Source organism: Paenibacillus sp. FSL H8-0457 (assembly GCF_038051935.1).
GTDB lineage: Bacteria > Bacillota > Bacilli > Paenibacillales > Paenibacillaceae > Paenibacillus_AQ > Paenibacillus_AQ lautus_A.
In genome coordinates this window covers 4,103,115-4,115,526 of record NZ_CP150293.1, presented here as the reverse complement: position 1 = coordinate 4,115,526, position 12,412 = coordinate 4,103,115, and the positions used below count along the sequence as shown (strand labels likewise).

Sequence of the window (12,412 nt, the reverse complement as noted above, 5' to 3'; positions counted from 1 at the left end):
CTTTAAGAGCAGGGGGCGGTGATCACGCCGCTCCCTCTTTATTTTTCGATCATGGTGGTGAATTTCCGTGAAAGCCATATTCAAATACAAAACCTTATATTTTATGATGCTTCCCATCCTGGCCTATTTCCTCATCTTTTCCTTTTATCCGCTGGCCCGGGGACTTGCCATCAGCTTTCAAGATTACCGGCTGATCGGAGACCGGCCCTTTATCGGTTTCGATAACTATCTGAGGGTACTGAAGGATCCGGTGTTTTGGGAAGTTTTTCAAAATACGATCGTGATCGGCGCGGGAGGCTTTATCATCAACTTCTTTTTGCCGCTGATTCTTGCGCTCTCCTTAAATGAAGTGGCTTCCGCCTGGTTCAAAAAAATGACCCAGATGATCGTCTATTTACCTCATTTATTCTCTTGGGTGGTCGTAGGCGGGATGTGGATTCTGCTGTTGTCTCCGGATACAGGCATCGTGAACCAGATCATTCAGCTATTCGGCGGCCAGTCGGTCGGGTTCCTCTCTTCGGATCGTTATGCCCGCATCGTCATGATCCTTACTTCAGGTTGGAAGGAGATGGGATATACCTGCATTATGTACCTGGCCGCCATCGTGAACATTAATCCCTCGTTGTATGAGGCTGCTAGCATGGACGGCGCCAGTCGTTGGCAGAAGGTCCGTTACGTCACCGTTCCGATGCTTCGTTCCACCATGAAAGTGGTCATCATGTTAAATGTATTGGGGATCCTGCGTTTGTTCGATCAAATATTCGTGATGAGTAATGGCGCCATTGCCAAGAAAGTTGACGTCATAATGATGTACACCTATCAAAAAGGGATATTGGAATTTAGCGTTGGACCAGCAACGGCGGCCGGCTTCCTGGTGATTTTGGCAACATTCACGCTGACGTATGTAACAAGAGCGGTGATCCGCTACGATGAAGGGTGAGTCGGTATATGAAATCAACGAATAAATTTAGCTTGCCTGGCCGTTTGTTTGATACGATCAATGTTCTGTTCCTCCTTCTGCTCGTTTTGACCATGGTTATTCCGTTCATAAATACACTCGCGCTTGCATTCTCATCCAATTTTGCTTCCATGCAGCCGGGGATCGTATTCTGGCCCAAGGAATTCAGCCTCGAGGGATTCTCCACCGTATGGAACCGCATGAAGCTTTATTTGCCTTTTACGAACAATGTCATTGTGACCGTTGTCGGTACCTTAGGTCATGTCTTCCTAAGTTCCATGGCGGGCTATGTCCTGATACAGAAAGGACTTCCCGGTAAAAAGTGGATGTTATCCGCGATCCTGCTAACGATGATGATTCCAAGCGAGGCCATCATGATACCGCTCTATATCGTGAATCAGGATTTAGGACTCCTTAACACGCTGTCCTCATTAATACTTTCAGGTTTCGTATCCGGATTCAGTGTCATCCTCATGCGAAATTTCTTTTTGAGCGTTCCTTACGAAATGTCGGAATCTGCCCGGATTGACGGAGCCGGAGATCCTCGGATCTTCTTTACGATGTACTTGCCGCTTGCGAGCGCAGGACTGGCAACGGTTACGCTTTTTGAGTTTGTCAGTCGCTGGAACCAATTCACGCCGGCCGTCCTTTATATCAACGACTCGTCCAAATATACGCTGCAAATCGCGCTGAAATCGCTCATCGTCGATACCGATTCGACCTCGAGCAATTTCATGATCACGACCAATGTCCGAATGGCGGGGATTGTCATTGCTTTGCTCCCGCTCATCATCATCTATCCATATGTGCAAAAGTATTTTGTCAAAGGAATGTTTGTCGGCGCAAATAAAGAATAGGCAGAGAAGAGGAGGAAGCAATATGGCACAACAAATCGAGCGGAGGACCACATCGGTTTACAAAAGATACATTGAGCATTCGGAACAAAGCTCGTACATTGAAATTCCGTTCCAATTGCCACCGGATGTCGAAGAAATCCACGTAAGCTATCAGGTGGATTCCCATGGCGGCGATACCGCCAAAGGGGTCATTGATCTAGGGATACGTGACGCTGAGAGAGTAAGAGGCTGGAGTGGAGGGGCTCGTCAGGAATTCAATATCGGTCTCAATACAGCCACCCCGGGTTATCTGCCCGGACGGTTGGCCACAGGAGAATGGGCTATTCTCCATAATGCTTACAAGGTGCCTGCTGAGGGTTGCTTGGTCACGATCGAAATCGAGTTTATCTACAAAGCATGGCGCTGGCTGAAGGGAGATCTTCACACGCATAGCGTTCATAGCGACGGGTCTTATACGTTGGAAGAAAATGCTGCCATCATGGAAAGCCTGGGCTGCGATTTTTTGGCCATGACCGATCATAATACGAGCAGCCAGAACCTTGCTTATCCGCGCGGGACCTCGGTGCTTATGATACCGGGTACGGAGTTTACGACGAATTATGGTCATAGTAATTTCCTTGGCGTGACGAGCCCCATGGATGATTTTCGAGTATCGGGAATATCCGATGTTCACGAGAAGTTTCGAGTCGCCCGCGAGCGGGGGGCCAAGATTGTGCTGAACCATACGCACTGTGATCACTGCCCGTGGGAGTGGGATTTCGATGTGGATTACGACGGGGTAGAAATTTGGAACGGGCCATGGAGAGAGCACAACAGACGCGCGCTTTCTTGGTGGCAGGAACAGCTTGTCGCAGGGAGACGCCTGGTAGCCGTAGGCGGAAGCGATGTGCATCGCCCGGATTCCTATGTGAAGCATGCGATGCCATGCGTATGGGTCTGGACCCATGAAAATACGGTGGAGGGCGTCCTGAACGGTATTAAGGAAGGCCGCGTCGTGATTACCAATTCGCCTGAAGGCCCTTTTGCCAACCTTCAGTGCGGTGACTACGGCATTGGAGATGAAGTGCCATATGAGCAATCCGGCGAGGTGGTCGTTCAACTGGATGATGTAATGGCGGGCGATCTGATTTGCCTGTACAGCGAGCGGGGTCTTGAGGAAGAGACTGCTGTGGACTCGGAAGGTGAAGTTATACTATCGTTTGACGCTAAGCATAGAAGCTTCTTACGGGCAGAGGTTTGGCGGCAGTTCGGACAGGCGGATGGCATGTCGATGGCGGTAGTGACAAACCGCATCTATTTTGCTTCGAATGGAGGTACGGTGAAAATAAGTGATTGAAAAAATACTGGAATGTTCGTTCCAAATAGTCTATACTCGTGTTGAGAAGGAGGAGGTATGAATGGGACGGACCAAAGAATTTGACCGTGAGCAGGTGCTTCGCAAAGCGATGATCGTTTTTTGGGAGAAAGGGTACGAGGGGGCAAGCATACCGGATTTATTGCAAGCGATGGAATTAAGCAGGTCCAGCATGTACGAAACATTTCAGGATAAACAAACGCTTTATTATGAGGCCATCCAGCAATACAAAAAAATGTCGCAAAAAAAACGCGATCTGATGAACCATGCCCCTTCTGCGATCGCCGGGATCCGCCAATATTTTGAACTGCATATCACGAACGCGTTTGCGACGCACGGTGAAGCTTACCCGAACGGATGTCTGATTACGAACGCTTCCGTGGGTCTGGATGCCATGGATGAGCCCTTGCAGAATACGATTCGCCAGAGCTTTACGGAGCTCGAGCAGTTGTTCTACGAGAAATTAAAAAAGGGACAGGAAACGGGTGAAATTTCCCCCGAGAAAGACATAAAAATGTTATCGTTCCTGCTGCTTAATCTCAATCACAGCATCAACGTGATGGCCAGGATCCAAAGCGACAGCGATCAGGTCCGCGGCATGATGAACGCCGTTATCGAGTCGCTGTAGAGCTTTTTTTCATCATTCTGGAACGATCATTCCGATTAAATCCCCCTTGCTTAAGCACGGAGAGGGAACGTATTCCCATATTGGAATGAACGTTCCAATATAGTTACACTATCATTTTTATAAAAGGAGTGCTTCTCATGAATGTTAATGGAAATGCAAAGGGCAAGTTGGAGATTTCCGCGTCCCCCTGGATTATGCTGATTCTTGCTGTTGCGTGCGGCTTGATCGTTGCCAATCTTTACTATACGCAGCCTTTAGTTGAGTCGATCAGTTCATCTATAGGATTATCTTCAGGAGCCGCAGGGGTTATCGTCACGCTGACCCAAATCGGTTACGGGATCGGCTTGCTGTTCATCGTTCCTTTGGGAGATTTGCTTGAAAATCGCAAACTGGTGGTTACGCTGCTGATGCTGACGGCCGTCGTCTTAATCTTTGCCGCCGCAGCCCGAAACGCCGCTCTGTTTCTTGCCGCCTCCTTGTTTATCGGCGTGGGGTCCGTTGCGGCCCAGATCCTGGTCCCTTATGCAGCGCATCTCTCCCCGGAGGAGACGAGAGGACGCAATGTCGGTAATGTCATGAGCGGACTGTTGTTAGGAATCATGCTGGCCCGTCCGGTTTCGAGTTTGGTGGAAAATTACTTCGGCTGGCATGCTATCTTTATGATGTCATCCGCCATTCTCTTCGTGCTGGCTCTGGTTTTGATCAAAGTATTGCCGGCAAGGAAGCCGCAAACAACCGATAAATACCCTGCAATCATCACATCCATGCTGGGGCTGCTGAAAACGACGCCGATACTACGTCGCAGGGCGCTGTATCACGCTTTTCTGTTCGGGATGTTCAGCCTGTTCTGGACAACGGTTCCGCTTGTATTAACAAGTCCGCTGTATCACTTTTCCTCTGCAGGCGTTGCGTTGTTTGCTTTGGCTGGAGTATCAGGCGCGGCCGCCGCACCGCTTGCCGGCCGCTTTGCGGATAAGGGTCTGATCCGGCCCGCAACCGGAATTGCCATCGTGCTGGTGATACTATCCGGACTTTTGCCGATTGTGTTTGCCGGCGGTTCTCTGCTCTCTATCGTGATCCTGGTACTTGCCGCCATCCTGCTGGATATGGGTGTGTCCGCCAATTTGGTGTTGGGACAACGCGCGATCTTCACTTTGGGAGCCGAGGTACGGAGCCGGCTGAACGGCTTGTATATGGCGATCTTTTTTGCCGGCGGGGCCATAGGCTCCGCAGCAGGGGGATGGGCATACGCTATGGGCGGCTGGAAAGCGGCGATGTGGCTAGGCGTTCTTTTTCCGGCCTTGGCATTGCTCTACTTTCTGACGGAACGCAAGGTGGAGCGCGGCAGCAAATAAGAAAAGGCGATACATGTTTTCATCAAGCGTTTTATAGGATAACTTAGAAATATTCTGTAGGATATATGGATCGTAGATAATCCATAATGAGCAATTAAAAAGAAATGTCGCCTAACGTTAAACGGTATAATGAGTGTAATTCGCGTGAGCGAGATCATACGAAAGGGTGGGACGATGTCAGAAACCGAAGATGCCCAGAAAATCCATTGGAAAAGGAACATCATTCTCTTTTTAAGCAGCCAAACACTCTCGCTGTTCGGGTCTGCCTTGGTTCAATATGCCATTATGTGGCACATTACGCTGACGACGCAGTCGGGCATCATGATGACGCTGTATATTATTTGCGGATTCATTCCGACGTTCGTGCTGTCGCCTTTTGCCGGGGTATGGGCGGACCGCTTCAACCGTAAAACGCTCATTATGATCGCGGATTCTATGATCGCGGTGGTTACGCTGATGTTGGCCATTACGTTTATGCTTGGCTATCAGGCGGTTTGGCTGCTGTTTATCATTTCCGCCGTACGCGCGCTCGGGGCCGGCATTCAGACTCCAGCGGTCGGAGCCATATTGCCTCAAATCGTGCCGCAAGATAAGCTGACGAAAGTAAACGGTATTAACGGCAGCCTACAAGCGCTGATCATGTTCGTAGCGCCCATCGTCAGCGCGGGATTGCTCACCGTAGCAACGATCGAAGCGATTTTTTTTATCGACGTCGTTACGGCTGCGATCGCGATCTTTACATTGTTTGTCTTTCTCAAAATTCCGCTGCACAAAAAGGCGTCGGACACGCAAAGCACGGGCTATCTGGACGATTTCAAAGAGGGCTTGGTCTACATTAAACAGCATGCTTTTCTCAAGTCGTTTTTTATCTTCTTCGCCTTTTTCTTCGTGCTTATGGCGCCTGCAGCCTTTCTGACCCCGCTGCAGGTTACCCGCAGCTTCGGGGACGATGTATGGCGCTTGACGGCAATCGAAATCGCGTTTTCCGTCGGCATGATGGCTGGAGGGGGGATCATTGCTTCCTGGGGCGGCTTTAATAATAAAGTGTACACGATGGCTATAGCCAGCTTCGTCATGGCCGTGTCCACGTTTGCGCTCGGCATTGTGCCTGTTTTCTGGATTTATTTGGCCATCATGGCTGTATTCGGAGTAGCGATGCCCATATTTAATACGCCAACGACCGTCATGCTGCAGGAGAAGGTGGATGAAAATTATCTGGGGCGTATATTCGGTGTCTTCGGGATGATTTCGACTTCCATGATGCCCATCGGGATGCTGATATTCGGTCCGCTTGCCGACGTGGTCAAAATCGAATGGCTGCTGGTCGGTACCGGATTGTTCATGCTCGTGCTTACGGTTTTCTTCATGCGCAATAAGCGATTGGTTGAAGCGGGAATGCCGCTGCCGCAGGAAGAAGCCTCACCGAATTAATTTACCGGATCTCATCTCAGTAACATATAAAGCCGCATGACATATGCGGTTTTTTTGTTCTTAACGCATAATTATGCCGTTTTGTATACCAGGTAAAGTAGTATATCATAGGGATAACATAGATTAAGATGATACATGTGTGCAGGGGGGCTTGGCTTGTCGTTCTGGCCATTCCACTGGGATTAGGGGCGGGTGCTGTGGATGCCGCTTTGAATCATTATGTTGCTGAGAATTATAAGGCGCATCATATGAACTGGTTACATTGCTTTTGGGGTGTCGGGGCAACAATGGGGCCCATTATTATGTCCTCTTACATTGCAGATCATAATTCTTGGAGAAGCGGATATACAGCTGTATCCATAATCCAGTTCTCGCTCGTAATCATTTTGCTCATTACGCTCCCTTTATGGAAACGCGTCGCAGCAATGCAGGAGATTGACCGGCCGCAAACCGAAAATGTAGTCGATAATGAAAAGCGCCAACAGGAGCAGATCGTAAAAGCAGGCATATTTCGAATCAGAGGCGTTAAACCAACGCTTACGGCATTTTTATTCTATTGTGGAGTCGAAACCACGGTGGGGTTGTGGGGAGCTAGTTACCTTGTCGGTGCTAAACATATTTCAGCCGATACGGCTGCCATATGGATTTCTTTATATTACGGAGGAATTACGCTAGGCAGACTGATTACCGGCTTTATCACGCTGAAGGTTGGCAATCGTCTGTTGATCCGCTATGGACAGCTCATCACCATTCTAGGAGCGATTATCCTTGTGCTACCTCTTAGTGCTTCCTTTTCTCTGACGGGATTTATGCTGATTGGACTTGGCCTTGCGCCCATTTATCCTGGACTTCTTCATGAAACGCCGTCTCGGTTCGGAAAAGAACATTCGGCCAAGCTGATGGGTTATCAAATGGCCGTCGCCTATACGGGGACCACGCTGCTTCCCCCCATGTTTGGATTGGTCGCTTCGCAGACAAGCATCGGATTGTTCCCTTCCGTTGTGCTTGCCTTCCTCATCTTCATGTGGCTAAGCGCCGAGAAAGTGAACCGAATTTTGAGCAAGCAAGCGAACCAAGGGACGTAATTGTTAGCGTCCTCCACATGATAACCACAAAGTTGGTGCTATAAGAAAAAGGAGCTAATGAGCATTAGGCCTACAGCTCCTTTATCTATTAGGGCAAGAAAAATGAGGGAATCGATATCAGGCGATCATGAACTTTAAAGTTTACCCAATTAATATTATGTCAACTGATCCAAAAGACAAAAGGCTGCCGAAGAGGCAGCCTTCTGTTCATTGTCGTATGGAAAATAACTCTACACACCATGATTCGTTAATTTCTGACGGAAAGCCTAGTCTTTGCATTTAGTTATCCAAAATATTGAGACCTCAACCTAAATATGGTACCTATTCATCAGATTAGGAATTCGATAGAATGAAGACGTCCTCAGCTGTAAGCGTTTTCCTACAGGCGCTAATGCTGAGAGCACATAATATGAACAAGGGAGGGTATTCATGAAGAGATCTTACGCGACGGAAAGGCGGTACTTGCAAAAGGGATTGAGTTTGTTCTTCGCGGTTGTCATGCTGGCTAGTGTCGGATTATGGCCAGCTTCAAAGGTCGAGGCAGCAGATTTCACGGTTACCTCGATGGATTATTTTTCGGCGGCTGACGGACCGGTCATCTCCAAATCAGGAGTCGGACAGGCCAGCTATGGCTTTGTCATGCCCATATTCAACGGAGGCGCAGCTACTTGGAATGATGTAGCCCAAGACGTGGGCGTCAAAGTGAAAGTGGGCGGCAGCTGGGTCGATATCGATAGTGTGAGCAGCTTTATTTATAATCAGAATTGGGGACATTGGAGCGACGGAGGATTTACAGGTTATTGGTTCACGCTTTCTGCAACGACGGAGATTCAGCTTTACTCGAAAGCGAATGGGGTTACCCTGGATTACAGGCTGGTATTTCAGAACATTAACAAAACCACGATCACAGCCATGACGCCGACGCAAGGGCCGCAGATTACTGCAAGCTTTACGGGTGGCGCCGGTTTTACCTACCCTACGTTCAATAACGATCCGGCCGTGACCTATGCAGCCGTCGCTGATGATCTGAAGGTGTTTGTGAAACCGGTTAACAGCAGCACCTGGATCGACATCGACAACAACGCTGCAAGCGGCTGGATCTATGATCATAATTTCGGACAATTCACCGATGGAGGCGGCGGGTACTGGTTTAACGTTACGGAGTCGATCCACGTCAAATTGGAATCGAAAACCTCCGGGGTTAACGTTGTGTATACCATCACTTTTAATGAAGCCGTACGAAACTCATATGTCATTACGCCTTATGAGGGAACGACCTTTACGGCAGATGCAAACGGTTCGATCGGCATTCCGCTGCCTAAGATTGACGGGGGAGCGCCGATAGGCAAGGAGCTTGATAATTTCGTATACCAGATTAACATCAACGGGCAGTGGGTTGAGCTGGGGAATTCCGGCCAGAGCGGATTTACATACGCTGCCAATGGCTACAACAACATGTCCGATGCGAATCAGTGGGGATATTGGGCCGATTATATTTACGGCCTGTGGTTTCAGCCCATCCAGGAAGATATGCAGATCCGGATCGGCTATCCACTGAACGGGCAAAAAGGCGGCAGCGTGGGCAGCAATTACGTCAACTACACGTTGATCGGCAATCCGGATGCTCCTCGTCCGGATGTAAGCGACCAAGAGGATATTGCGATCGGGACACCAAGCGACCCGGCCATTCAAGGCATGAACCTCATTTGGCAGGATGAATTTAATGGCACGACATTGGATACAAGCAAATGGAACTATGAACAAGGTTATTATCTCAATGATGATCCAAACACCTGGGGCTGGGGCAACGCGGAGCTGCAGCATTATACCGATAGTGCGCAAAATGTGTTCGTGCAGGACGGGAAGCTGAACATCCGCGCACTGAACGATCCCAAGTCTTTCCCGCAGGATCCAAGCCGGTATGCCCAATACTCCTCCGGTAAGATTAACACGAAGAATCATTTTACCCTGAAGTACGGACGAGTCGACTTCCGTGCCAAACTGCCGACAGGAAATGGCGTATGGCCGGCACTATGGATGCTGCCGCAAGACAGCCCTTACGGAACATGGGCAGCATCCGGCGAAATCGACGTGATGGAAGCGAGAGGGAGATTGCCAGGCTCAACGAGCGGTGCCGTGCACTTCGGTGGAACATGGCCGGCGAACCAACATATTTCTGGCGAATATCATTTCCCGGAAGGGCAGAACATCAACAATGACTACCATGTCTATTCCGTCGTATGGGAAGAGGACAACATCAAATGGTATGTGGATGGCAAGTTCTTCTTCAAAGTGACGAATGAACAATGGTATTCATTGGCGGCACCGAACAATCCGAACGCACCTTTCGATCAGCCTTTCTACCTCATCATGAATCTGGCGCTCGGCGGAAATTTTGACGGCGGCATTTCCCCGAATCCGTCCGATATTCCTGTTACGATGCAGGTCGATTATGTGCGGGTTTATAAAGAAAACGGCAGCGGAAATCCCGGAAATGTGCCGGTTACCGGCGTCACGCTGAATCCAACCTCCGCACAAGTGGAAGTGGGTCAGAGTCTTCAGTTAAACGCCGGCATAGCGCCCTCCAATGCAACGAATAAGCAGGTGACTTGGTCCGTTTCGGGTGCGAGTGTTGCCTCTGTGAGTCAGGAAGGCGTCGTGACGGGGCTCGCTCCGGGTACGGCAACCGTTACGGCTACAAGCGTCGATGGCCAGAAAACCGCTTCTTCCACGATTACGGTGGTACCGGCACCATCCAGCGTGATTGTCATCGGCGATGAGGCGAGGGGACTGAAAAAAATCGGCAATGACCTGCTGTTCTATATCAACGGCGCTACCTTTGCCGATCTGCATTACAAGATCAATAACGGCGGGCAGCTGAACGTAGCCATGACCCCAACGGGGAACGGCAACTATACTTACCCTGTAAACAATCTCAAGCAAGGGGACACCGTCGAGTACTTTTTCACCTATAACCCGGGACAAGGAGCCTTGGATACCCCTTGGCTCACCTATATCCATGGCGTGACCCAGGGAATGCCGGAGTAAATCGATACTTCGGCAGATCATGCTATTAACTGGAGATACGGTTAACAAATTCGGTTGCAGGAGTACAATTCACATCCTCTAACAGGCGGGGGCGAAGTCTTACGACTTCCCTCCGTCTGTTATTTTGTTTTTCCTATAAGCATTGCACTGGTACCGCAACTCGGCTTGAAACATCGTGAAGAAACGCATGGGTTTAACAACTCCTTAACAGGAACCATTTTTTTTGAGTCGCTTTACCAAACGATAAGCCTTGTGTTTTGATATAGTTATGGAAGAAGCTGCCGAGACACTCGAAAACAATCTTGTCATTTAATGACTTACCACGAGGGAGGAGATGCGGATGAGCAAGCGCTTTTGGTATGTCTTTTTGGCAATCTGCGTCCTGATCCTGCTTAGCGCGACGGCATATTCGGCAAGTCAAAACCGCACCTCGTTCAAGGAGTTGGTCCTTGATCAGCTGAAGGAGTCCGGCGCGATCCGTGAGCTGGACATTGTAAGAAACCAGAACCGCCCGAACGAGCAGCAGATGAAAATGACGGATCAAGCGGAGATTGATCGCATCGTGAACGGCTTCTCGGAACTCAAACTTCGTAAGAACAGCGTAAGGGATCACAGCGGCGACGAATTTGAGATCCGGTTGAGTACCGAATACGGCCCGACCTTCACAATAGTCGTTTATAGTCCAGACCATATACTGATTTATAACCATTCGAGCAAGCATAAAAGATACGGCAAGGAGTATAAAATCGTGAGCGATTTCGCTTCAGGCGTCTTTGAATCCCTGTTCCGGTAACATTTTGTGGATGAAAGCATTCTTCTTAATGAAGAATGCTTTTTTTCTTTTGCAGAATAAAATCGTGTAACAGCAATAATATAATTAAAAACAATAATGATTTATTGTAAATCGATAAATTATATGTTAAAGTCAAAAATGAAAATATCGAAGTGAGGTGCTCTTGATGAAACAAGTTTCAACGCTCTTTTTAAAGGTGGCTGTTATTCTTATCGGTATTCCGATTCTTGCTTTGTGCATCTTTTTGGTGCCGGAGATCGCGAATTTCGCTGCCGAGCTGTATCCGGATATGAGTTATATTAAATATCTCGTATTCATCGATTTTTATGCCGCGGCGATCCCGTTTTACTATGCGCTGTATCAAGCCTTTAAGCTTTTAAGTTATATTGATAAGAACAAGGCGTTCTCGGAATGGTCTGTACGAGCTTTAAAAATTATAAAATACTGTGCAATCACAATCAGCAGCTTGTTCGTGGTTGGCCTGCCGCTGTTCTATCTTGTCGCGGAGAAAGACGATGCCCCGGGCATCATCTTGATCGGATTGGTCTTGATTTTCGCCTCCATGGTGATTGCCGTTTTTGCCGCCGTCCTTCAAAGACTGTTACAAGAAGCGATCGATATCAAATCGGAAAACGACTTAATAATCTGAGGTGAAACGACATGGCCATAATAATCAATATCGATGTGATGCTGGCTAAACGAAAAATGAGCGTTACGGAGCTTTCGGAGAAGGTTGGAATAACGATGGCCAATCTTTCCATATTGAAGAACGGAAAGGCAAAAGCGATTCGATTATCGACTTTAGAGGCGATTTGTAAGGCTTTGGAATGTCAGCCCGGAGATATTTTAGAATATCGAATGGACGAAGACCAGCTGGAATAAAAATGGAGCATCCTAATTAAA

Annotated in this window: 11 protein-coding genes; all 11 read left to right on the top strand. The window is 48.6% G+C overall.

Translation table 11 applies throughout. The annotated features are described in order from the left end of the window. Positions 1-67: 67 nt before the first annotated feature. The 11 genes from MHI43_RS18080 (at position 68) to MHI43_RS18030 (ending at position 12,391) form a co-directional block, all read left to right on the top strand. Positions 68-940 carry an ABC transporter permease subunit gene (locus MHI43_RS18080; protein ID WP_009592462.1) on the top strand — a complete coding sequence of 291 codons (873 nt, stop codon included), beginning with the start codon at positions 68-70 and terminating at the stop codon, positions 938-940. Between the two features lie 8 nt (positions 941-948). Beyond that, a complete protein-coding gene (locus tag MHI43_RS18075; protein ID WP_015735761.1) occupies positions 949-1,815 on the top strand; it encodes a carbohydrate ABC transporter permease in 867 nt (288 codons plus the stop codon). 22 nt (positions 1,816-1,837) lie between these two features. Further along, positions 1,838-3,151 carry a CehA/McbA family metallohydrolase gene (locus MHI43_RS18070; protein ID WP_015735760.1) on the top strand — a complete coding sequence of 438 codons (1,314 nt, stop codon included), beginning with the start codon at positions 1,838-1,840 and terminating at the stop codon, positions 3,149-3,151. A 61-nt stretch (positions 3,152-3,212) separates the two neighbouring features. Then, positions 3,213-3,797 (top strand): TetR family transcriptional regulator C-terminal domain-containing protein, encoded by a 585-nt coding sequence (locus MHI43_RS18065; RefSeq protein WP_015735759.1) that lies wholly within the window; start codon positions 3,213-3,215, stop codon positions 3,795-3,797. Positions 3,798-3,934: 137 nt separating this feature from the next. After that, positions 3,935-5,152, top strand: a complete 1,218-nt coding sequence (locus MHI43_RS18060; RefSeq protein WP_015735758.1) for an MFS transporter — start codon at positions 3,935-3,937, stop codon at positions 5,150-5,152. 174 nt (positions 5,153-5,326) lie between these two features. Next, the gene (locus MHI43_RS18055; protein WP_015735757.1) at positions 5,327-6,583 is read left to right on the top strand and encodes an MFS transporter; all 1,257 of its coding nucleotides are present in this window, start codon (positions 5,327-5,329) and stop codon (positions 6,581-6,583) included. 128 nt (positions 6,584-6,711) lie between these two features. Continuing rightward, positions 6,712-7,668: an MFS transporter gene (locus MHI43_RS18050; RefSeq protein ID WP_081746267.1), complete on the top strand. Its 957-nt coding sequence runs from the start codon at positions 6,712-6,714 to the stop codon at positions 7,666-7,668. Between the two features lie 429 nt (positions 7,669-8,097). Then, complete coding sequence (locus MHI43_RS18045; protein WP_015735755.1) at positions 8,098-10,716, top strand: family 16 glycosylhydrolase; 2,619 nt, start codon at positions 8,098-8,100, stop codon at positions 10,714-10,716. 340 nt (positions 10,717-11,056) lie between these two features. Further along, on the top strand, positions 11,057-11,509 hold the full coding sequence (locus tag MHI43_RS18040; RefSeq protein ID WP_015735754.1) for a hypothetical protein: 453 nt from the start codon (positions 11,057-11,059) through the stop codon (positions 11,507-11,509). Positions 11,510-11,675: 166 nt separating this feature from the next. Then, positions 11,676-12,158 (top strand): DUF2975 domain-containing protein, encoded by a 483-nt coding sequence (locus tag MHI43_RS18035; RefSeq protein WP_015735753.1) that lies wholly within the window; start codon positions 11,676-11,678, stop codon positions 12,156-12,158. A gap of 11 nt (positions 12,159-12,169) precedes the next feature. Then, positions 12,170-12,391, top strand: coding sequence for a helix-turn-helix transcriptional regulator (locus MHI43_RS18030; RefSeq protein ID WP_015735752.1), 222 nt, complete (start codon positions 12,170-12,172; stop codon positions 12,389-12,391). Positions 12,392-12,412: the final 21 nt, after the last annotated feature.

Coding starts and splice junctions, on each gene's coding strand:
- MHI43_RS18050 (WP_081746267.1), top strand. CDS start 6,712: ATGATACATGTGTGCAGGGGGGCTTGGCTTGTCGTTCTGGCCATTCCA.
- MHI43_RS18075 (WP_015735761.1), top strand. CDS start 949: ATGAAATCAACGAATAAATTTAGCTTGCCTGGCCGTTTGTTTGATACG.
- MHI43_RS18070 (WP_015735760.1), top strand. CDS start 1,838: ATGGCACAACAAATCGAGCGGAGGACCACATCGGTTTACAAAAGATAC.
- MHI43_RS18030 (WP_015735752.1), top strand. CDS start 12,170: ATGGCCATAATAATCAATATCGATGTGATGCTGGCTAAACGAAAAATG.
- MHI43_RS18045 (WP_015735755.1), top strand. CDS start 8,098: ATGAAGAGATCTTACGCGACGGAAAGGCGGTACTTGCAAAAGGGATTG.
- MHI43_RS18060 (WP_015735758.1), top strand. CDS start 3,935: ATGAATGTTAATGGAAATGCAAAGGGCAAGTTGGAGATTTCCGCGTCC.
- MHI43_RS18065 (WP_015735759.1), top strand. CDS start 3,213: ATGGGACGGACCAAAGAATTTGACCGTGAGCAGGTGCTTCGCAAAGCG.
- MHI43_RS18040 (WP_015735754.1), top strand. CDS start 11,057: ATGAGCAAGCGCTTTTGGTATGTCTTTTTGGCAATCTGCGTCCTGATC.
- MHI43_RS18055 (WP_015735757.1), top strand. CDS start 5,327: ATGTCAGAAACCGAAGATGCCCAGAAAATCCATTGGAAAAGGAACATC.
- MHI43_RS18035 (WP_015735753.1), top strand. CDS start 11,676: ATGAAACAAGTTTCAACGCTCTTTTTAAAGGTGGCTGTTATTCTTATC.